The sequence below is a fragment of the Pararhizobium sp. P1_E7 genome (assembly GCF_056405855.1).
Map to the genome: position 1 here is coordinate 1 of NZ_JBFUBH010000021.1, position 20,188 is coordinate 20,188.

At 61.9% G+C, this 20,188-nt stretch carries 20 protein-coding genes; 7 read left to right on the forward strand and 13 right to left on the reverse strand.

The features are described from left to right. Positions 1–15: 15 nt before the first annotated feature. Positions 16–903: a YicC/YloC family endoribonuclease gene (locus tag AC1D17_RS18310; RefSeq protein ID WP_477566831.1), complete on the forward strand. Its 888-nt coding sequence runs from the start codon at positions 16–18 to the stop codon at positions 901–903. A 2-nt stretch (positions 904–905) separates the two neighbouring features. Further along, positions 906–1,571: a guanylate kinase gene (gmk, locus tag AC1D17_RS18315; RefSeq protein ID WP_477566769.1), complete on the forward strand. Its 666-nt coding sequence runs from the start codon at positions 906–908 to the stop codon at positions 1,569–1,571. 237 nt (positions 1,572–1,808) lie between these two features. On the opposite strand, the gene rsmA is transcribed toward gmk, so the two are convergent. The 6 genes from rsmA to lptF form a co-directional block, all read right to left on the reverse strand. Next, entirely contained in the window at positions 1,809–2,636 is an 828-nt protein-coding gene (rsmA, locus tag AC1D17_RS18320; RefSeq protein WP_477566770.1) for a 16S rRNA (adenine(1518)-N(6)/adenine(1519)-N(6))-dimethyltransferase RsmA, read from the reverse strand. Then, complete coding sequence (pdxA, locus tag AC1D17_RS18325; RefSeq protein WP_477566771.1) at positions 2,636–3,664, reverse strand: 4-hydroxythreonine-4-phosphate dehydrogenase PdxA; 1,029 nt, start codon at positions 3,662–3,664, stop codon at positions 2,636–2,638. Before pdxA ends, rsmA begins: the two co-directional genes overlap by 1 nt. Before the next feature lie 10 nt (positions 3,665–3,674). Continuing rightward, positions 3,675–4,613, reverse strand: a complete 939-nt coding sequence (locus AC1D17_RS18330) for a SurA N-terminal domain-containing protein (RefSeq protein ID WP_477566772.1) — start codon at positions 4,611–4,613, stop codon at positions 3,675–3,677. 248 nt (positions 4,614–4,861) lie between these two features. Further along, entirely contained in the window at positions 4,862–7,195 is a 2,334-nt protein-coding gene (locus tag AC1D17_RS18335) for an LPS-assembly protein LptD (RefSeq protein WP_477566773.1), read from the reverse strand. Further along, positions 7,195–8,280: an LPS export ABC transporter permease LptG gene (gene lptG, locus AC1D17_RS18340; RefSeq protein WP_477566774.1), complete on the reverse strand. Its 1,086-nt coding sequence runs from the start codon at positions 8,278–8,280 to the stop codon at positions 7,195–7,197. Before lptG ends, AC1D17_RS18335 begins: the two co-directional genes overlap by 1 nt. Then, the gene (lptF, locus tag AC1D17_RS18345; protein WP_477566775.1) at positions 8,277–9,452 is read right to left on the reverse strand and encodes an LPS export ABC transporter permease LptF; all 1,176 of its coding nucleotides are present in this window, start codon (positions 9,450–9,452) and stop codon (positions 8,277–8,279) included. The genes lptG and lptF overlap by 4 nt, the downstream gene beginning before the upstream one ends. 323 nt (positions 9,453–9,775) lie before the next feature. Between lptF and AC1D17_RS18350 the strand changes: the two genes are divergently transcribed. Beyond that, a complete protein-coding gene (locus AC1D17_RS18350) occupies positions 9,776–11,272 on the forward strand; it encodes a leucyl aminopeptidase (RefSeq protein WP_477566776.1) in 1,497 nt (498 codons plus the stop codon). An 8-nt stretch (positions 11,273–11,280) separates the two neighbouring features. Continuing rightward, a complete protein-coding gene (locus AC1D17_RS18355) occupies positions 11,281–11,730 on the forward strand; it encodes a DNA polymerase III subunit chi (protein WP_477566777.1) in 450 nt (149 codons plus the stop codon). A 138-nt stretch (positions 11,731–11,868) separates the two neighbouring features. Here AC1D17_RS18355 and AC1D17_RS18360 read toward each other — a convergent pair whose 3' ends face one another. From AC1D17_RS18360 to AC1D17_RS18370, 3 genes are all read right to left on the reverse strand, one after another. After that, the gene (locus AC1D17_RS18360; RefSeq protein WP_477566778.1) at positions 11,869–12,030 is read right to left on the reverse strand and encodes a type II toxin-antitoxin system RelE/ParE family toxin; all 162 of its coding nucleotides are present in this window, start codon (positions 12,028–12,030) and stop codon (positions 11,869–11,871) included. Continuing rightward, on the reverse strand, positions 12,030–12,317 hold the full coding sequence (locus AC1D17_RS18365) for a ribbon-helix-helix domain-containing protein (protein WP_477566779.1): 288 nt from the start codon (positions 12,315–12,317) through the stop codon (positions 12,030–12,032). Before AC1D17_RS18365 ends, AC1D17_RS18360 begins: the two co-directional genes overlap by 1 nt. Positions 12,318–12,449: 132 nt before the next feature. Continuing rightward, entirely contained in the window at positions 12,450–13,376 is a 927-nt protein-coding gene (locus AC1D17_RS18370) for a Gfo/Idh/MocA family protein (RefSeq protein WP_477566780.1), read from the reverse strand. 174 nt (positions 13,377–13,550) lie between these two features. On the opposite strand from AC1D17_RS18370, the gene AC1D17_RS18375 reads away from it, so the two are divergent. Beyond that, positions 13,551–14,393 (forward strand): GNAT family N-acetyltransferase, encoded by an 843-nt coding sequence (locus AC1D17_RS18375; protein WP_477566781.1) that lies wholly within the window; start codon positions 13,551–13,553, stop codon positions 14,391–14,393. A gap of 8 nt (positions 14,394–14,401) precedes the next feature. Here the strand turns inward: AC1D17_RS18375 and AC1D17_RS18380 are convergent, their stop codons facing one another. Both AC1D17_RS18380 and AC1D17_RS18385 read right to left on the reverse strand, forming a co-directional pair. Continuing rightward, on the reverse strand, positions 14,402–14,620 hold the full coding sequence (locus AC1D17_RS18380; RefSeq protein WP_477566782.1) for a hypothetical protein: 219 nt from the start codon (positions 14,618–14,620) through the stop codon (positions 14,402–14,404). 91 nt (positions 14,621–14,711) lie between these two features. Beyond that, the gene (locus tag AC1D17_RS18385) at positions 14,712–16,109 is read right to left on the reverse strand and encodes an aminotransferase-like domain-containing protein (RefSeq protein ID WP_477566783.1); all 1,398 of its coding nucleotides are present in this window, start codon (positions 16,107–16,109) and stop codon (positions 14,712–14,714) included. Positions 16,110–16,214: 105 nt separating this feature from the next. On the opposite strand from AC1D17_RS18385, the gene AC1D17_RS18390 reads away from it, so the two are divergent. After that, positions 16,215–17,078, forward strand: a complete 864-nt coding sequence (locus AC1D17_RS18390) for a DMT family transporter (protein WP_477566784.1) — start codon at positions 16,215–16,217, stop codon at positions 17,076–17,078. A gap of 25 nt (positions 17,079–17,103) precedes the next feature. Here the strand turns inward: AC1D17_RS18390 and AC1D17_RS18395 are convergent, their stop codons facing one another. Together AC1D17_RS18395 and AC1D17_RS18400 are read right to left on the reverse strand one after the other, a co-directional pair. Continuing rightward, positions 17,104–18,270, reverse strand: coding sequence for an MFS transporter (locus AC1D17_RS18395; RefSeq protein WP_477566785.1), 1,167 nt, complete (start codon positions 18,268–18,270; stop codon positions 17,104–17,106). 13 nt (positions 18,271–18,283) lie between these two features. Then, positions 18,284–18,541, reverse strand: a complete 258-nt coding sequence (locus AC1D17_RS18400) for a DUF1127 domain-containing protein (protein ID WP_477566786.1) — start codon at positions 18,539–18,541, stop codon at positions 18,284–18,286. A gap of 136 nt (positions 18,542–18,677) precedes the next feature. Between AC1D17_RS18400 and AC1D17_RS18405 the strand changes: the two genes are divergently transcribed. Further along, complete coding sequence (locus AC1D17_RS18405; protein ID WP_477566787.1) at positions 18,678–20,183, forward strand: winged helix-turn-helix domain-containing tetratricopeptide repeat protein; 1,506 nt, start codon at positions 18,678–18,680, stop codon at positions 20,181–20,183. Positions 20,184–20,188 lie beyond the last annotated feature (5 nt).

The window sequence follows — 20,188 nt, forward strand, 5'->3', positions numbered from 1 at the left end:
TCGGGGGACAAGACGATGCCGCTGCAATCCATGACGGGATTTGCCCGCCGCGAAGGGACCTGCGGGCGCTATCGCTGGGCGTGGGAATTACGTTCGGTCAACGGCAAGGGCCTCGATCTCAGGCTGCGGCTGCCGGCCGGCACCGAGCATCTGGAGACCGACGTGCGCAGGCTGACGGCCGAGTGCTTTTCGCGCGGCAACATGCAAATGAACCTGAACGTCAGTGCCAGCGAGGCCGGCGTCGAAACCGTGATCAACCAGAATGCACTGACCGCCGTCTTGTCGTTGCGCGATCAGCTGCGCGATGTCATCGATCCGGCGCCGCTGCGTCTCGATACGCTGTTATCCATTCGCGGCATTGTCGATTTTCGCGAGCCGGAGGAACAGGACGGCGAGCGCGCCGCACGTGACGCCGACATCCTCACCGGCCTGCGGCTGGCGCTCGACGAGATGACAGCGATGCGCGCGGGCGAAGGTGTCGCGCTCTACCGGGTTTTGCTCGAGCAGATCGACAGGATCGAAATGCTGACGGGCGAGATCGAGGCGGACCCGTCGCGCAGCGTGGCCATGATCACCGCCCGCCTTGCCAGCCAGGTGGCGCTGGTGATGGACGCAGGCTCGATGGTCGATCAGGACCGCCTCTATGGCGAAGTGGCGCTGCTTGCAGCCAAGGCCGATGTCCGCGAGGAGATCGACCGCCTGCGCACCCATGTCGTGGCCGCCCGCGATCTGTTGAAAAAAGGCGGCCCCGTCGGCCGCAAACTCGATTTCCTTTCCCAGGAATTTAACCGCGAATCAAATACCATCTGTTCCAAGTCGAATGCCGCTACGGTCACCGCCGCCGGCATTGAACTGAAGGTCGTCATCGACCAGTTCCGCGAACAGGTCCAGAATCTGGAGTGACCATGAGCCCCGCCAGCCAAACCTCTACCAAAACCATCCAGCGCCGCGGCCTCATGCTGGTGATCTCGTCGCCATCGGGTGCCGGGAAGTCGACGATTGCGCGCAACCTGCTCGAATCCGACCCGCATATGAGCATCTCGGTCAGCGTCACGACGCGCAAGCGCCGCCCGAGCGAGATTGAAGGACGCCACTACTTCTTCAAGTCGATCCGGGAATTCGAGGGTCTGCGTCAGACCGATGCGCTTTTGGAATGGGCCGAGGTTCATGGCAATTTCTACGGCACGCCGCGCGACGCCGTCGAGGCCGCCATGTCGGAAGGGCAGGACATGCTGTTCGATATCGACTGGCAGGGCGCCCAGCAGCTGCAGGAAAAGATGGGTGGCGATGTCGTCTCGATCTTCATCCTGCCGCCGACCATGGCCGAACTGCAGTCCCGTCTGCACCGCCGCGCCGAGGATACTGAAGAGGTCATCGCCACGCGGCTTGCCAATTCCCGCTCGGAGATCGAGCACTGGCTGGAATATGACTATATCGTCGTCAACGAGGACCTCGACAGCGCCTTTGCCTCGGTGCAGGCCATCGTCGAAGCCGAACGCCTGCGCCGCGACCGACGCCCCGGCCTGTTTGAATTCGTCAACGGGCTTTTGACGGAAACGCCGAAGCTTTGACAGCATGGCTCCTCCTCTTCTCCCCAGCGGGGAGAAGGTGGCCCGTAGGGCCGGATGAGGGGCGCTGGCTGTGAACTTGCGGAAAGCCCCCCCTCATCGACTCGCATGCGCTCGGCACTTCTCCCGCGGGGGAGAAGAGGGAAATCGGAGCGGGCGCACGAAATCTCAATACCACCACCTGTGAGACACGATCGGTGACGAGGGGCGACGCCCCTCAGGCGAGCGTCTTGGATGCCGTCAAAGGCAGTTGGCCAGCCGGCAGAATTCCTCCACCGAAAGTGTTTCGGCGCGGCGCTTCGGGTCGATGTCGGCCTTGGCCAGCAAGGTTTCGCCGCCGATCGATTTGACGCTCTGGCGCAGCATCTTGCGGCGCTGGCCGAAGGCCGCCATCGTCACTTTCTCCAGATTGGCAGCCGAGCAGGGGATCGGGTTTTCGAGCGGTTCCAGATGAACCACGGACGATGTCACCTTCGGTGGCGGCGAGAAGGCCTGTGGCGGTACGTCGAAGGCCATGCGTGCATTCGTGCGCCAACCGCAGAGCACGCCGAGGCGGCCGTAGTGGTCGTCATCGGCTTCCGCGACGATTCTGAGGCCCACCTCGCGCTGGAACATCAGCGTCATAGACTGGTAGAAGGGCGGCCAGGCGTTCGGCAGGAGCCAGTTGACCAAAAGCTGCGTGCCGACATTGTAGGGCAGGTTGGCGATGATCCTGACCGGGCCATCGGTAACGAGGTCCTCGAATGGCGTTTTCAGCGCGTCGCCCTCGATCACCTCGAGACGGCCGGGGTAGAAATCGGCGATCTCGGCAAGGGCAGGCAGGCAGCGGGCGTCGCGTTCGATCGCAATCACCTTCTTGGCGCCAAGCGACAGGATGGCGCGGGTGAGGCCACCGGGTCCGGGACCGACCTCGATCACCGTCACGCCCTCCAGCGGACCGGCCGTGCGGGCGATCTTCTGGGTGAGGTTGAGATCGAGCAGGAAGTTCTGGCCGAGTGCTTTCCTGGCGTCGAGGCCATGGCGGGCAATGACATCGCGCAAGGGTGGAAGACCGTCGATCGCTGCCATCAGTTTTTCCCTTGAGCGGCGTTGCCGGCCAGCTTCTGTGCCATGCGCAGGGCTGCCAGCAGGCTGTCGGCGCGGGCAATGCCCTTGCCGGCAAGGCTGAACGCCGTGCCATGATCCGGCGACGTGCGGATGAACGGCAGGCCGAGCGTGACGTTGACGCTGTCGTCGAAGCCGAGCGCCTTGGCGGGGATCAGCGCCTGGTCGTGATACATGCAGATTGCCACGTCATAGGTTGCGCGGGCGCGGTCATGGAACATCGTGTCGGCGGGCAAGGGACCGGTGATGTCGACGCCCTCGGCTTTCAGCCGCTCGACGACGGGACGGATGATCGCATCGTCTTCCAGACCCAGCGCGCCATTTTCACCGGCATGCGGATTGAGACCGGCAACGGCGACGCGCGGAGAGGCAAGGCCGAAGCGATTCTTGAGGTCGCGCACGGTGATCGTGCAGGTCCGGTAGATCAGGCCGGAGGTCAGTTGCGCCGGCACATCCTTCAGCGGGATGTGGATCGTCACCGGCACGGCCATCAGTTTCGGTCCGGCGAGCATCATGACCGGCAGCAGTTCCTCGCCGGTCAGGCGTTGGCCGAGATCGGCGAGAAATTCGGTATGGCCGGGAAAACTGAAACCGGCGTCGTAGAGCACCGACTTGGCAATCGGATTGGTGACGACGGCAGAGGCCGAGCCCTCCATCGTCAGCCTAACGGCAGTTTCGATGGCGCCGGTGATCGCGCCCGCATTGGCGCAATCCGGCACGCCTGGCTTGACCGGCGAGGCGCAGGCCACCGGCAGCACCGGCAGTGCGTCCTTGAAGGCGGAGACGGCCTTAGCGCAATCCGTCTCGCGGATCGCGATGCCGTGGCCAAGAGTATCGGCGCGCTGCTGAAGGGCTGCGGGATCGCCGACGAAGATGAACGGCGGTGTCCGCCAGGCCTGCCTGTTCACCCAGGCGGCAAGGCTGATGTCGAGGCCGATCCCGGCCGGATCGCCCATGGTCAGGGCGAGCGGCCTGTCGCGTGTCGGGCTCATGATGCTTAAGTTACTTTTCGACGATCTGCGCACGCTTGCGCAGTTCCTCGATATAGCGCTTGCTGTTGGGGTCTTCGCCGTCAGTCTTCTTGCCGAGATCTTCGGCGCGGAAAACGATTTCGGCGGCCAGGTCGTCGGACACTTCGCGCTTCTTGCAGATGGCGAGATATTCGACGCCCCGTTCGGTGACGCGGGTTCCGGTCGTCGTGCCGTCGCCGGCCTTTTCGATCAGTGGCTTCCAGTCGGCCGGAAGTTCCTGCGCCATCATGCGGCCGAGATTGCGGATCGACACATCGCGCATCGTCGCGGCAAACGCCTTTGCCTGCTCACAGCCCGGATATTTCGAGCGAGAGGCGTTGGCTTCGGCCTGACGCTTGCCGATGATGGCGTTGCGCTTGGAGGCCGGTACGACGAAGATCACCTGCTGCAGGAAGTATTCCGTGGTCACCGGCTTGGTGCCGCCGTTTTCCTGCATGCGCCGGACGAGGTCCTGGTTCGACAGCCGTCCGCCGCCACTGCCAAAGCGGGCATTGACGACCCGTGGCCAGCTCATGGCAACGGCGACATAATTTCTGAAGTGGTCGATGCCGACGCCTGCCTGGTCAAGCACCTGCGAGAGCTGTTGAATGGAGAGCTTGTTGCCAGCCGCGAAGCGCCCGACGGCGCCTTCGACTTCCGTTGTGCTGACGGAGGCGCCGACGCGCAGGACTTCCTCGCGCTTGAGGGCTTCATCGATCATCTGCTCGCGGGCCGCCGCTGTGCCGCCGCTTTGCCTCTGCAGGCGCATGAAGGCGGCACGTTTGGCGATATCGCCGGATGTGATCGGTGCACCGTTGACGACAGCGACAACCTTGCTCGCGGCGTAAGTGGCCGGCGCGGAGGAAAGTGCCAGGCCGCAGGCAAGGATCATTGCCAAAACCGTGCGCGTGATCGAAAGCTTCCCGCCCATTCTTTGTCCTTTTCATTTTCCACCGGACATCGTGTGTCCGGGGCCCGCGTATCCGGGGCCATGGTCTTCATGCCAAGCGCCATCATCCTGCGCATTTCTGCGCGAAGATGCATAATACATGCGGCCGAACAATGACAAGACCTTCCAGTCGCCGCAAAATAGCGGGCCGGGCCGTCAATCACCTGAAGCAATACTTCCGAGGCGCGAGCGCCGCAGAGGTAAGGAGCGCGCCGCCGGGACGGAGCGCCTCAGTTCAAACCGTCGAAATCCGTGTCGCCAACATTGATATCGCCGAGTGTGCGGAAGCTTATGCGTGCGCCGATCGACCAGTCGTTGGCGATGGATTGGTCGGTGTCGCGTTCTTCCTTGTAGACCAGCGAGAAGATCGTGTCCCGGTCGTCATAGGTGATGCCGACGCCGTTGCGGGTGATGACGTTGCTGTTCAGATCGTAGGTGACCGATCCGAACACCGACCAGTAATCGGCGAATTTGTAAGCCGCGGCCGTCTGGATTTCATCCTGGTCGCTGGTCGAGCCGTAGAGCGGCTGCGCCTGAATGCTGGTATAGGTCAGGGCCGTCTGCCAGAGGATGCCTTGATAACCGAGCGTCGCATCGGCGCGGCGCATGTCCAGATTGCGCTCATCGAAACGGCCGCTGAAGCTTGCCGTGATGCCGGAGGGGGCGTCGATACCGACCATGGTCACATAGTCGGAGCGGTCGCTTTCGAGACCCGAATTGGATCCGGCCTTGACCAGATCGTCGGTCGCAAACGAATTCAGGCCGCCAAGATGGAACGACTGGCCGGCAATGGCGCGCAGTGCGTAGCCGTTGCCAAGCGCTCCGGTATAGCGGACGCCAAGATTGGCCCGCGTTCCGCCTTCGATGCGATCATAGCCGGAGAACTTATCGCGATCGAACAGCGATGTCGCGTCGAAGACGAAGCTCTGCGCGTCCTCGTTCGGCAGGCCGCCGGCATATTCTTCGTCGGGACGGGCAAAGATCTGCGCGACCGGTTCGATGATGTGGCTGCTGTAGTCGGTCGTCAGAAGAATGGGGTAGCGCGCGTCGATACCGGCTGTCAGCATGCGCCGCGTGGCCGTGTCGTCGCTGTTAAAGTCACCGGTATAGTCGATGCCCGGATTGGCCATCGACGATCCGATCAGATCGCCGCGGGCAGCAAGTATCGGCGTCAGCGACAGGCCGCCCGGTACGATGAAGTTGCGTTTCCATTCAACGTCGGCCGTCAAGCGGTGATAGGTGCCCTCAAGGCCGGGAAAGCGATCGACAATGCCCGGTATTTCCAACTCGTCTTCGCGGTTGCGATTGACGTTTGTCAGGTTGATGTCGGTTGTCAGCTCGCCGCCGAGCACCGGCTCAGGGTGCGTGTAGGAATAGTCGAGAACCTGGGCCACGGCCTGCTGATTTTCGGCAATGCTGTCCGGGTCCGCATCCTGGATGTCGAAATAGAAGGCGCGGGCGTCGAAGGAATTGCGCTTGCCGAGACCGGACAGATAAACCTGGTTCGTGTAGGTCGTGCCGTCAAAGGTCGAAAGCTCGTAGGTCTTGGCGAAGTTGTTGTCGCTCTGAACGAGAACGTCCCAGCCGAAGGTCCAGCGCGGGTTGATCTCGAACTTGGCCTTGGAGCCAATCATGCCGCGGGCGGTTTCCTGGGCATCGACGGTGTTGCCGGTAAAGCTGCCGCGGTTCAGCTGGCTGATACCGGCCATGCTGAGAATATGTTCGCCGTTTTCGAAGCGCTGACGGAATTCGCCCTGGAGCAGGAAGCCCTGGCGGGTCAGGCCTGTTGCCGTCACGGTTGCATCCATATAGGGCGAAATCGCCCAGTAATATGGAACGCTGACGCCGGCGCCGAGCTTCTGGGTGTAGCCGAATTTCGGAACCAGGAAGCCGCTCTTGCGCTTGATCGTCTGGTCCGGAACTTCGAGCACCGGCAGGTAGAGGATCGGCTTGCCGAACAGCTCGAATTTGGCGTTCTCCATGCGGATCGTATGGGTCTTGCCGTTCTGGACGATGCGCTGCGCCTTGACGTGCCAGAGCGACTTGTGGTCCGGATTGGTCGCGCATGGCGTGCACGCCGTATAGACGGCGTTGTTGAGGATCATTTCCTCGCCATTGCGGCGCTCGCCGCTGACTGCGGCCAGCTTGGTCAGGTCGGTGGTTTCGACCCGCAGCCGCTCGATGAAGCCGTTGCCGAAATCATCGGTCACGTCCATCTGATCGGCATAAACTTTGTTGCCGCCGGGCTCGATCAGCTCGATCTCGCCGGTCGCAATGATGCGCCCGGTCTTCTGGCTGTATTCGACCTGCTGGGCCACCATCTGGTAGCCGCCATAATTGATCTGGACGGCGCCGCGCAGAATGACGCGCTCTGCATCCTTGTTGTAGACGAGCTCGTTGGCCGACAGCAGCATCTTGGCGTCTTCGGGGAGCTTCGGATTGAACGAATCGATATTGGTGTCTTGTGCCCATGCGGAAGCCGCCGGCGTCAGCGCCTGCAACGCAACACCGGAAAGCAGAATGGCCGCCAGCAGCCTGATATGTTTGCGGTTGCTTGCCGCCACTAGCCATCCTCCTCATGCAATAGAATCGTCGAGCCCAGCGCCATCGCTACAACAACTGGCAACCAGGCTGCAACGAACGGAGGCACTATGCCGCTGCTCCCGAATGCTTTGACAAGCACGGTGACGACATAAAGCACGAAGCCCGACAGGATTCCACCGAGAATTACCGGTCTCGATTGGTTAAACCGGCTAAATTTCAACGAGACGCTTGCGGCGATCAGCGTCATTGCGACCAGAAGCAGTGGAAGCGCCAGCATGGAGTGGAATTGGGTTTCCATACCATTGGTCGGGAAGCCGAACGACTTCGCCACTTCGATCTTGCGTCCCAGATCGAAAAATTGAATGGAATCAGCCTTCGTCAACGTTTCCTGAACGAATTCGGGCTTGAGATGCGTCGGCAATTGTACCGTTGCGAGGCGTTGCGGCAACTGCCCGTTGCGCGTTTCCGTTACGTCGTTAAGAAGCCAGTAACCATTTTCCAGTTTTGCCGACGCGGCATCCTGTCTCGAAACGATCGTGCCGAGCGGATCGAAATGGATCACGGTGACATTGACCAGTGTCTTGCCTTCGTCCTGGACGGACCGGGCGCCGATGATCGTATCGTCGTTTCCGTAGATCTGGCGCAGCCACGGGATGGAGATCGCGGAGGTGGCGGAAGACGAGCTGCCCCATTCCGCTTCCAGCGCCTCCGCCTGCTTGGTGCCCCAGGCGGCGATCGGGTTGAGTGCGATCACCGTCAGGACGCCGAACAGGAAGGCACCGATGACGAAGGGCTGCAGGAACTGCCAGACGGAAATGCCGGCGGCGCGTGTCACCACCAGCTCATACCGGCGATTGAGCGAGATCAGGGCCGCCATGCCGGCAAACAAAGCGACGAACGGCACGGTCTGCTGCAGGATCATCGGTATGCGAAAGGTCGTCATCAACAGAGCGCCCATGACCGAATAGCGCGGCAGCTGCGACATCCGGTTGGAAAGTTCGCTGAAATCGATGATGAAGATCAAGGAGAAAATGCCCGCGAGGAACCAGAAGGTGGTTATCGCGTAGCGCTTGAAGAAATAACGCCCGAGCGTGGTGAAAATCATGGAGTCTGGTTCCCGTCAGATGCCGGGGCAACCTTGGTCAGGCGCAGGCGAACCAGAATCTCGTTGACCTTCTGCTCCAGGGTGAGCGGAATTTCAAGCCGCCTGTTGCCCATCAGCTGGCGTATCGCCAGATAGCCGGTGCCAAGCGGGATCAGATACATGATCGGGATAAAGAAACGCGATTCCTCGGCGCTGTTGGCCGCATAGAAGGTCATCCACCGGATGAACAGGCAGGTCAAAAGCGCCGTGATCATCGGATGCACGCGGGCTTCCCGGTGCGAGCGGGCATCGCTGCTGACGACCAGCGCGATCAGGGCGAACAACAAAGGGTATGTCCATTCCGTGAAGCGGCGATGCAGTTCGGCCGTGAAGGACTCCGGATTTTTCTCGTAGACCGGGTCCTTCGGGTCCGGATTGATCAGGAAGGGCAGATCCCGGTCCTTGGCGCGGATCGTCGCTTCGCCGGCCATCTTCGTCATGTCGGTCAGATCGAAGGCGTAGCTGTCGAACTTGATGATCGAAACATTGCCATCGGGCAGTTTGCGATGCACCTCGCCGTCCTTCATCACCAGCGCCGAGCCGTTCTCGTCGACAGCGCCTTCGCGGGCGTAATAGACCAGCTCATACGCGGGGTCGCGCGAATCGGCGACGAAAATGCCGTGCAGGACGCCGCCGCTGCGCCGGGAGGCGACCTGGACATAGAGGCCATCGGCGATCTTGCGGAAGGTGTTTTCCTGAACGACCGACGACAGAAGGTCGGCATGGGCGGTGGCGATCATCTTGCGCACGGCCATGCGCGAATAGGGCTCGACGAAGTTATCGACGGCGAACGACACGACGCTGAGTGCAAGACCGAGATAGATCACCGGACGGATGATCGTCATGCGCGAGCTGCCGGCGGCATTCAGAACCGTCAACTCCGAATCGGCATTCATCGCCGTCAGCGTCTGCGCCACGCCAATCACCAACGCGAAGGGAAGAATGAGCGGAATGATTGACGGCAGGATCAGCGTCGCAAGGCGCAGGAAAGCCAGCACCGACTGGCCGCTATCGGTTACCAGATTGACGCTGGTCAGCGCCTGCGTCGTCCAGACGATCGCCATCAGCGGCAAAAGCGTGGCAAGGAACATGCCCGTTGCCCGCTTCAGGATATAGCGCTCGATCAACTTCATGCGGGGTCCTGGCCCATCTTCCTGCCGTTTGTCCGGTTTGGCATCGCGGGCCTGGACATGGCCGCGCGGGATGCCCGTATCGCTTTGAATGAACCGGTTTGCAAGTTTTCCACGACAACCAAATTGTAAAAGAGCAGGGCTAAGGCTCGGCAAAGAATGATAGTTAACAGCATCTAAACATAAGGGTGCGCCTTGCCAAGGCCATCAAAACCAACAACGGTGCATGAACCTGTTTCCGGGCTTGCGGTTGATGGCGAATGTTTGCCACTGTAACCGCCATGTAACAGACCGGCGCCGGCCCACGGCAATTCTGGAGTTTCTTCATGTCATTGAAATTTGAAATCGGTTTCAGCAAGTCGGCACGCCTGTCGGGCGGCCTGGCGATCCTGCTCAAGACTCTTGACGGAAAAGAGGCGGCCGGGGCTTCGGAAGCCGATCCGGATGCAATTATTGCCAAGGCCGCGCGAATCGCCAAGTTCAAGGCGAAATCGTTGCGGGCCCTCGACATCGTTGCGCCGCAGGGCGCGCCTGTCGATCGCATCCTGGTGCTCGGCATCGGCGACGGTGCCGATCTGACGGCGCATGACTGGCTGAAGGCCGGAGGAGCTGCGGCATCGAAGATCCGCGGTGCCGACAAGGTTGCGATTTTCCTCGATGCGCCGGGCGTCGAGGTTTCCGGCAAGGCGGCGGCCGATTTTGCCCTCGGCATGGAGATGAATGCCTACAGCTTCGATACCTACAAGACGGCGAAGAAGGACGATGACGACCAGAAGGGACCGCCGAAGCCGGTTAAAGTGACGATCGTCACGGGCGCCGTCATCGCCGCCAAGAAAGCGGCGGCAAATTCGCAGGCGATCGCCGAGGGCGTTTTCATCGCACGCAACCTGGTCAATGAGCCTGCCAATGTTCTCGGCCCCGTCGAATTCGCGGCCAAGGCGAAGGAGCTGGAAAAGCTCGGCGTCGAAGTCGAAATCCTGACCGAACGTGAAATGAAGAAGCTCGGCATGGGCGCGCTGCTCGGGGTGGCGCAAGGCTCGGTGCGGCCGCCTCGTCTGGCGGTCATGCAGTGGAAGGGCGGCAAGCCGAAGGACAGGCCGGTCGCCTTCGTCGGCAAGGGTGTGGTGTTCGACAGTGGCGGTATCTCGATCAAGCCTGGCGCTGGCATGGAAGAGATGAAGGGCGATATGGGCGGTGCGGCCGCCGTCACCGGCCTGATGCACGTGCTCGCAACCCGCAAGGCCAAGGCGAATGTCGTCGGGATCATCGGTCTTGTGGAAAACATGCCGGATGGCAACGCCCAGCGTCCGGGCGACATCGTCACCTCGATGTCCGGCCAGACCATCGAGATCATCAACACCGATGCCGAAGGCCGGCTCGTCCTGTGTGACGCGCTGTGGTACTGTAACGACCGCTTCAAGCCGCAGTTCATGATCAATCTGGCGACCTTGACCGGCGCCGTGATGGTGGCGCTTGGCAGCCATCATGCGGGCCTGTTCACCAACGACGACCGGCTTGCCGGCCAGCTGACGGCGGCGGGGCTGACGACCCAGGAACGGCTGTGGCGCCTGCCGCTCGGCAAGGAATATGACAAGATGATCGACAGCAAGTTCGCCGACATGAAAAACACCGGCGGCCGCTATGCAGGCTCGATCACCGCCGCGCAGTTCCTCAAGCGCTTCGTCAAGGATACGCCCTGGGCGCATCTCGACATCGCCGGAACTGCAATGGGCTCGCCGACCGACGAGATCAACCAGTCCTGGGCTTCCGGATTCGGCGTGAGGCTGCTGGATGAACTGATCCGCGCCAATTACGAGAGCTGACCTGAGACGTGACCGAAATCCTGTTCTACCACCTGACGGAATCCAAGCTCGAAGACGCGCTGCCGCCGCTGCTTGACCGCTGTGTCGAGCGCGGCTGGCGCGTGGTCGTTCAGACCTTAGACGATGAGCGCCGGGACATGCTCGACAATCATCTCTGGACCTATCGCGACGACAGCTTTTTGCCGCATGGCACCGATGCAGCGGAATTTTCAAGCGACCAGCCGATCCTTTTGACCGCCGGCGAGGGCAACGATAACAACGCCACCGTCCGCTTCATCATCGATGGCGCAGTGCCGCCGCCGGTCGGCGGTTATGAGCGCGTGGTGTTCATGTTCGACGGCTACGATCAGGCGCAGCTGGAAGGCGCGCGGGCGCAGTGGAAGGTGCTGAAGGGCGAGGGCCATGCGCTGACCTACTGGCAGCAGAATCAGGATGGGCGCTGGGTGAAGAAGGCGTAGAAGGACGGTCTAGAGAATAACGTTTCTGCCGCCGTAGAATATTCGCACGATGGTGACGGTGTTGCCGTAGATGCGAAAGGCGATAGTTGCTTGCCGACGATAGCCGACCAGTCTCAATCCTGGAGAAATGTCTTCACGTCAGATCCCGCGTTCGGGAAATGTTTCGAAGCCGGCGCAATATTCAAGAAGTTTATCGACGTAAGCGTCTGCGACTTGCTCGCCCGCATTGGCCAGGATGTAACGATACAAATCCTTTATGTCGGCTCGCGCAGATACGTCAAAACCAACGACGTAGCTCATCAGCCCGCCTTGTTGCCATTCTTAACACCGTCCATGTAGAGCCGCAGCTCTTCACGGGTCTCGGCGACCGACCGGACCCTAGTGGGATCCTTGTCCAGAGCGTCGATGGTCGGCACGACTTCCTCAATCAGCCATTTTTCAATCGCCGCATCGCGGGCAGCGAGCGTGCGCAGCCCGTCACGAATAACTTCGCTTTCGCTTGCGTATTCGCCCGACGAGACTTTTGCCTTGACCATTTCAGCCATTTCGATGGGAAGGGTTATGCTGAGGGCTTGGGTCGTTCGCATTGCCGGATCCTCCTTTCCCTGATTATTCGATGCAGGATTTTACCACGCAGTACGATTTAATCATATCGGGCACTGATACAAAAAAGGCCGCGCACCGGATAGTGCGCGGCCTTGAACGTCACATCGAAACGCTCAATCGAAAAACGCATCCACAAACTTGCGCCGCCCCAGCATGAAGGCGTCGGCGACATGCCTGAGCGGCGAGAGATCAACATCGGATGTCTTCGCCTTGATGATCTCTGCGAAGCGGGCGTAGAGGGCCGGGTATTCCTGTTCCGGCTCGTCGTGCACCAGTTTGCCGTCGATCGACAGCTTGGCGCCGCCTTCGGAGAGAACCATCAGGCCGGCATCGGTTTCGGCGACGATGTCCCAGCTCTGGTGGCCGGTCTGGCGCCAGTCGAATTCGGCCGAAACCGGCAGATTGCGGGCGTCGCTGAAGACGATCGAGGCGGCGATCGGCGCGTCGCGGTTTTCCGGGAATTCCAAGGTTGCCGAGGTGATGAACAGCGGATTGGGCAGGATATGCGTGACGATCGACAGGGCGTTGATGCCCGGATCGAAGACGCCGAGGCCCCCGGCGGCCCAGATCCAATCCTGGTTCGGATGCCAGTGGCGCACGTCTTCCTTCCAGATCACCTTGACGTCGTTGATCTTGGTCGAGGCGAGGAACGCCTTTGCAGCCTCGACGGCCGGCGCATAGCGCGAATGCCAGCTGGCAAACAGCGACAGGCCCTTGGAGGCGGCGAGCGCTTCGAGGTCGGCCACTTCGCTCAGCGTCGCGCCCGGCGGCTTTTCAAGGAACACGTGCTTGCCGGCTTCCAGAGCCGTGCGGGCTGCGGCATAGCGGAACTGCGGCGGCATGCACAGCGACACGGCATCGATGGCCGGAACCGCTTCGAGCATCGCCTCGATCGACTTGAAATTGTCGATGCCGTCGACGACGCCGTGGCGGCTGGCGGCGGCAATCAGCTTGTAATCGGCATTCCTGGCGATGGCGGGCAGATGCTGGTCTCGGACGATCTTGCCGACGCCGACGATCGAGATATGGATGGGGCTCATGGTGTTTCGCTCGATTTGTATGACTTTATGACGGGCTTTGTAGCAGAAAGCGAAAAGCGGGCAAGCGGCAGTCGCTGCCCGTCAACGACGACCTGCAGACAATCGTCACCGCAGGTGTGGACAATAGCCAAGCTGCGCTATTTGGATAGTCTGCAGTGACAAACAGGAGTCTCCATGCCCCCTTTCCTTCGAAAAGCCAGCCGCGCCGATCTCGATGTCCTGATCGACTGGGCAGCCAGAGAGGGGTGGAACCCTGGCCTCGACGATGCGCCGGCATTCTGGGCGGCGGATCCGGACGGCTACTGGATTGCCGAGGAAGACGGCACCATGGCGGCGGCTCTGTCGCTGGTACGCTACGGCGAAAACTATGCCTTTCTCGGATTCTACATGGCGCATCCCGATTATCGCGGGCAGGGGATCGGCCTTGCACTCTGGCAAAGGGCGCTGGCGGAGGCGGAAGGCCGGACGGTCGGGCTCGACGGCGTGGTGGCCCAGCAGGACAATTACCGCAAGTCGGGCTTTGCCTATGCCCATGCCAACTTCCGGTATGGCGGCGAGGTCCAGTGCATTGAGCCGCCCGGTACGGAGCTCGTTTCGGTCTCTCCGGTGCTCGTGCCGATGCTGGCCGACTATGATGCGAGGTTCAATCCGGCTCGGCGCGACGCATTCCTGCGTGAATGGCTGAAATCAATGGGCACGCGCGAAAGTTTTGCCCTGGTGCGAAACGCCGAGGTTTTGGGTTACGGCACCATCCGCGCCTGCCGCGAGGGCCACAAGATCGGTCCGCTGTTTGCCGATACGGAGACCGGCGCCGACCTGATTTTCCGCAAGCTGGTGACGAGCGTCGGCGGCGGCCAGGTCTATCTGGATATCCCCGAACCCAACGCTGCGGCCCGGGCGCTTAGCGATCGCTACAATCTGAAGCCGGTTTTCGAAACCGCGCGGATGTATCGCGGTCCGGTGCCGGAATTGCCGCTCGGGCAGATTTACGGGATTACGACATTCGAGCTGGGGTAAGGCCGAGGTCAGTGCCAAAACGGCAGGTTGCGATGGCCGCCGAAGATCATGATGCTGATGAAGACGGCGATCACAAGGAGCACGACGAGAACCCAAAATAGCCTGCCGGGTGCCGGCGTCTCATCGACGAAAACCGGCTCCTTGTTGCGCAGCGCGTTCATCGCGTGCCGGGGATCGCCCCATTTGACGCGCCGGAACCGGAAGACATTTTGGGTTTCGTGTTTCATGATGGCAAAATTAAAGCCTCCATTTGAACGGTGGCTTAAAGGTTTTGGTAAAATTTTAGGGTTTGCTTGTGGATGAACGTTCCTCCGCCGGCTATCGCTTTCCCGCCATGGCCTTGCGCAGCGCCGTAAACACGCGGTCATCCAGGGATTGAGAGACATTGAACCGCAGAAAGCTGGTTGCCGATTGCGACAGGCTGAAGACGTTGCCGGGCGCGAGAACGATATTGTCGGCAAGGGCTTGCCGGGCAACATCAGCCGAATCAAGTCCGTCCGGCAGCCTGCTCCATAGAAACATGCCGGCCTGGGGCTCGATCCACGGTTCGATACCGAGATTCTTCAGCCGGACGTTCACCTCGCCCATGGCACGAAAGAGGTGCCGGCGCAGTCCCTCCATATGTTTGCGGTAGCTGCCGTCCCGCAGCACATTCAGCACCAGTTCGGCCGCGAGGCGACCGCCGCCGAACGTGGTGGCGATCTTCAGGTCGATCAGCCCCTCGATCCAGTCCGGGCGGGCGGCGATGAAGCCGCAGCGCGCCGATGCCGACAGGGTTTTGGAAAAACTGCCGATGTGAATGACGCGGTCAAGACCGTCGAAGGCGGCGAGCCTGGGCGCGGGCACATGTTCGAAATCGGCAAAGATATCGTCCTCGATAATCGTGAGGCCGAATTGTTCGGCAAGCTTCAGCATCCGGTGCGCCGTCACCGGCGAGAGCGTTGCCCCCGTCGGGTTGTGGATGGCCGAATTGGTAATGTACAGCCGGGGCCTGTGCTCCTTAAGCGCTTGCGCGAAAAGGTCGATGTCCGGGCCGGTGGGCGTATAGGCAACGCTGACGATGCGGGCGCGATGGGCGCGCAGCAGCGCATGGAAATTGAAATAGCAGGGATCGTCCACCATGACGGTATCGCCCGGCTCAAGCAGGAACCGGCACAGGAGATCCATGGCCTGGGTTCCCGATTCCGTCAGCATGATCTGGTCCGGCGAGGCGTCTATGCCGTGGTCAGCCAGTCTGCGCGCGATCAGCTGACGCAAGGGCGGCAGGCCAAGCGGCGTGCCATAATCGGCCAGCGACGGGCCATCGGCGCGCGACAATGTCCGCAAGGCGCGGCGCACGCCATCGTCCGGCAGCCAGGATGGCGGGAGCCAGCCGCATCCCGGTTTGAGATCGCTGCCGCCGGCGTCGAGCGACTGGCGCGAGACCCAGAAGGGATCGACCGCCCGGTCCAGTTTCGGACCGATTTCCGACAAGGCGAGAGGGGCTGCCTGGCTTGCCACGTAGAAACCGGAGCCGGGACGGGCCTGGATCACACCCTCTGCAGCGAGGCGATCATAGGCTTCGACCACGGTGGAGGTGGATACCTGCATGGTTCGTGCAAAGGCGCGGATCGACGGCAGCTTGTCACCGGGCGTCAGGCTGCGGCCCGAAATACGTTGTTTTATTGCGGCGGTGACCATCGTGATACGGGTGCCGCTCTTTGTCTCGTCGAACATCTGTACTTGATCCGATGCCATAACAGTTTTGCCAAACTGTATCGGACTGTGGCTGGAATTTCCAGCCGCCGCCACCGATAAGGGCAAAAATGAAGGAGTGCCCGAATGGACAAAATGGCGAGCGGATGGATCAACGGATTGATCGGTGTGGTAATCTTCAGCGGGTCGCTGCCGGCCACGCGCGTGGCGGTGATGCAGTTGGACCCGGTATTCCTGACGGTCGCACGGGCAGCCATCGCCGGTATGATCGCGCTCGGCCTGCTTCTCGCCTTCCGGCAGAAGCGGCCGTCGCGCAATGATATCGTCTCGCTTGTGGTCGTTGCCCTTGGCGTCGTGGCCGGCTTTCCGCTGCTGACGGCACTGGCGCTCCAGCATGTTACCTCGGCCCATTCGATCGTCTTCATCGGCCTGCTTCCGCTATCGACGGCAATCTTCGGGGTGCTGCGCGGCGGCGAGCGGCCGAAGCCGGCATTCTGGATATTCTCTGCTCTCGGCAGCGCCTTGGTGGCCGGTTTTGCTCTTGCGCAGGGAGGAACGGCTTCCCCCGCCGGCGATGGGTTGATGCTTGCCGCCATCGTCGTCTGCGGGCTCGGTTATGCCGAAGGGGCAAGGCTGTCGCGGACGCTTGGCGGCTGGCAGGTAATCTCCTGGGCGCTGGTCCTGTCGCTGCCGGTCATGATCGCGCTGTCGATTGCCGTCATGCCGGCAACCTTTTCGGGCATCGCGCTGCCTGCCTGGCTCAGCCTTGCCTATGTGTCGTTGTTCAGCATGTTGATCGGTTTCATCTTCTGGTATCGCGGCCTTGTGCAGGGCGGCATCGCCGCTGTCGGCCAGTTGCAATTGCTGCAACCGTTCTTCGGGCTGGCACTGGCGGCGACCCTTTTGCATGAACCGGTGACCTGGACCATGCTTGCGCTCACCGTCGCCGTTATCCTGTGCGTGGCCGGAGCGCGAAAGTTCGCGCGGTAGATCAGAACCGGATAGCGTTACCCGATCAGGCCCGCCGTCTCTGCGCCAATAGGAACCCCACCAGGAGGCCGGACAGCAGGCCGAGGGACGCTGGCAGTCCTTCGTGGCCGGTGAGTTGCATCGCCAGCCCGGCTGAGGGCGAGCCGGCGATGCCGCCGATGCCCCACGCGAGCGCGAAGGCCGCGTTGCCGGCGATCAGGGCCTGACCGGTGAAACGCTCGCCGAGCTGGATCAGCGCCAGGGTATAGATCCCGAACGAGACCCCGCCCCAGGCGAAGACAAGCGGCCAGATGAGCCACGAATCGAAGCTCAGCGGCAGGGCCAGGCAGCCGAGGAGCGATGCCAGGGCGCAGAGCAGCATGATCGGCGCCGAGCCGAACCGTTCGGCCGCGCGCCCGAGCACGATCTGCAGCACGGCGTTGCCTGCAACGAAACAGGTGATGAGCGAGGCGACGCGCTGCTCAGCGCTGCCGAATGCTGCGCCATAGACCGCGAACAGGGAAACCAGGGTCTGCTCGAAGGCAGCTGCCGTGAAAACAGCAAACAACAGGAGCGGCGCCAGAGCGAAGAAGCCGCCGACAGAGGCTGCCTCGCCTTCATGCGGCATGTCAGGCATGCGCGGTGCGACCGCAAGCACGATCATGCCGCAGAACAGCAGGGCCGCGATACCGATCGCGAAAGGCGGCCAGCCCTCACTGCCGACCAGACCGAGCGACAGCGGGCCGATGGCAAAGCCGGCCGAAACAATCGACGAATAGAGCCCCATGATACGGCCCCGGCGTGACGCGGGCGTGATCGAGATCAGCCAGGTTTCGCTGACCACGTACAGCGGATTGGCGAAAAAGCCGAGCAGGAAGCGCAGCGGCATCCAGGCCCAGATGTCCTGCGTCCAGGCGATTGCAGCCAGGGTGAGCGGGGCGAGGATTGAACACAGGACCGCAAGCCGCGCCGGGCCGGCGCGCCGGGCGAGTGCGGGAATGAAGGGCGCGGATATGATGAAGCCCAGCGGCGTCATCGCCGCCGACAGGCCGATCAGGCCTGACGTCGTCCCTTTTCGTTCAAGGATGAAGCTGAGCAGGGGATAGGTCAGCCCCTGTGCCACGGCAAACGCCGTGATGGTCGCGATGATGCCTGCCATCGCGGCCCATGGGAGCCGATCATCTTGCGGCGATATCGTGCTTTCGGCAGTCATTGCAGCGTTCGCCCTATATTTGCCAGAAGGGCTTGGCGATCTCTGCCTCGGCCTGCCGGCGCGTCAGCCCGATGTCCCCGATCAAATGCGGACTGTCTCTCGACATTTGCTCGAGGTCTCGACGAAAGCGTCTCCGCTCTTCCCAGGTCGTAAAAATGCTTTGCAGGGTCGCCGGATCGTGATGCGGGCGCAACAGCTCCGCCGGCGCCAGGGGCGTTTCCAGGGGTGCTGGCTGATGCGGGGCCGACGCAAGTGTGCGAGTATCGTTCATGGCAACCTCCCTATGGTTTGAGGCCCGGAGGCCCGCGACCTGAATGAGGATGAAGTCTGCCGGATACGGTCAGCGACGTCCTTAAGCTCGCCCAAAGAGTTTCCAAAAACTTCCAAACCGGCTATCGATTCGGCCTATGCAGGGATCGCGCTTTGCCTTTGGTCCGTTCGTGCTTGATTCCGGTGCGGGAACGCTCCTTCGGAACGATATCCCCGTTGCCGTCGGCCACCGCGGGCTCAAGCTGCTTGCAGCGCTGGTTGGACGGCCCGGCGAAGTCCTGGGCAAGGCCGAGTTGATGGATGCCGGCTGGCCGGGCACCGCTGTCGAGGAAGGCAACCTGACCGTCCAGATCGCGCAGCTGAGGAAACTGCTTGGCCCCGCCGCCGGCGGTGAATGGATTTCCACGGTGCCGCGCGTCGGTTACCGCTTCACAGGTGCCGTCGAGCAGTCCGGTGGGCGAACGCAAAAACCGTTGCCACTGCCCGACATGCCATCGATCGCCGTGCTGCCCTTCGTCAATGTCAGCAAGGATCCGAAGCAGGAATCCTTTGCGGACGGTTTGACCGAGGACCTGATCACCGACCTGTCCAGAGTACCCGGCCTGTTCGTCATCGCCCGTAACTCGGCCTTTGCCTACAAGAAAAAGGCGATGGACGTGCGCGGGATCGCCGGGGATCTTGGCGTGCGCTACCTGCTTACGGGCAGCGCAAGACGTGCCGCCGGGCGCGTGCGCATCAACGCCCAGCTGGTCGATGCGGCAAGCGGCGATCATCTCTGGGCGGAACGCTTCGATCGTAGCCTGGATGATATTTTTGCCGTTCAGGATGAGGTTGCGGCCAAGATCGTTGAGGCGCTGCTCGGCCAGCTGCGTGCCCCGCCGCCGCGCCATCGGCCCAAAAACATCGAGGCCTACGATCTGTGCGTTCGGGCGCGCAAGTTGATGGACGACACGCCGCAGAGCGCAAGAGAAGCGCATCTGATGCTGACGCGCGCGGTTTTGCTCGATCCGGACTATGCCGAGGCCTATCGTTGGCTCGCCATGAACCACTGGATGGGGTGGGTCCATTCCGGCGGCCCGACGGAGCCCAGCCGCGACGTTGCGCTGGAACTGGCGCGCAAGGCGGTCGCGATCGATCCCAACGATGCAGGCTGCCGCTGGGTCCTCGCCTACCTGCTTGCCTATGAGCGCCACTTCGCCGAGGCGGACGCTGAATTCGCCCGGGCGATCGAGCTCGACCCGAACGAGGCCGATACCTTTGCGGCATTGTCCGACATCGCAGTGCTGGCCGGCCGTGTCGGGGAGGGCCTTGAGCACATCGCCAAGGCGTTCCGGCTGAACCCTTATCCGGCAAGCTGGTACTATCTTGCGCTCGGCCAGGCGCAATATGCGGCCGGCGAGTACGAAGCCGCCGTTGAGACATTGCGCCGGGATGAGACCTATCGGACAAGCTCGCGGCGTTTTCTGGCGGCAAGCCTTGCGCAGCTCGGCCGGCTCGACGAGGCGCATGCAGAGGCCGAACTGTTCCTCGTCGGCAACCCCAACTTCACCACCCGCCACTGGGCCGCGACGGAGCCGTTCCGCGACGCAGCGACCCTTGCGCATTTCGTCGATGGCTATCGCAAGGCCGGTCTTCCGGAATGAGATGC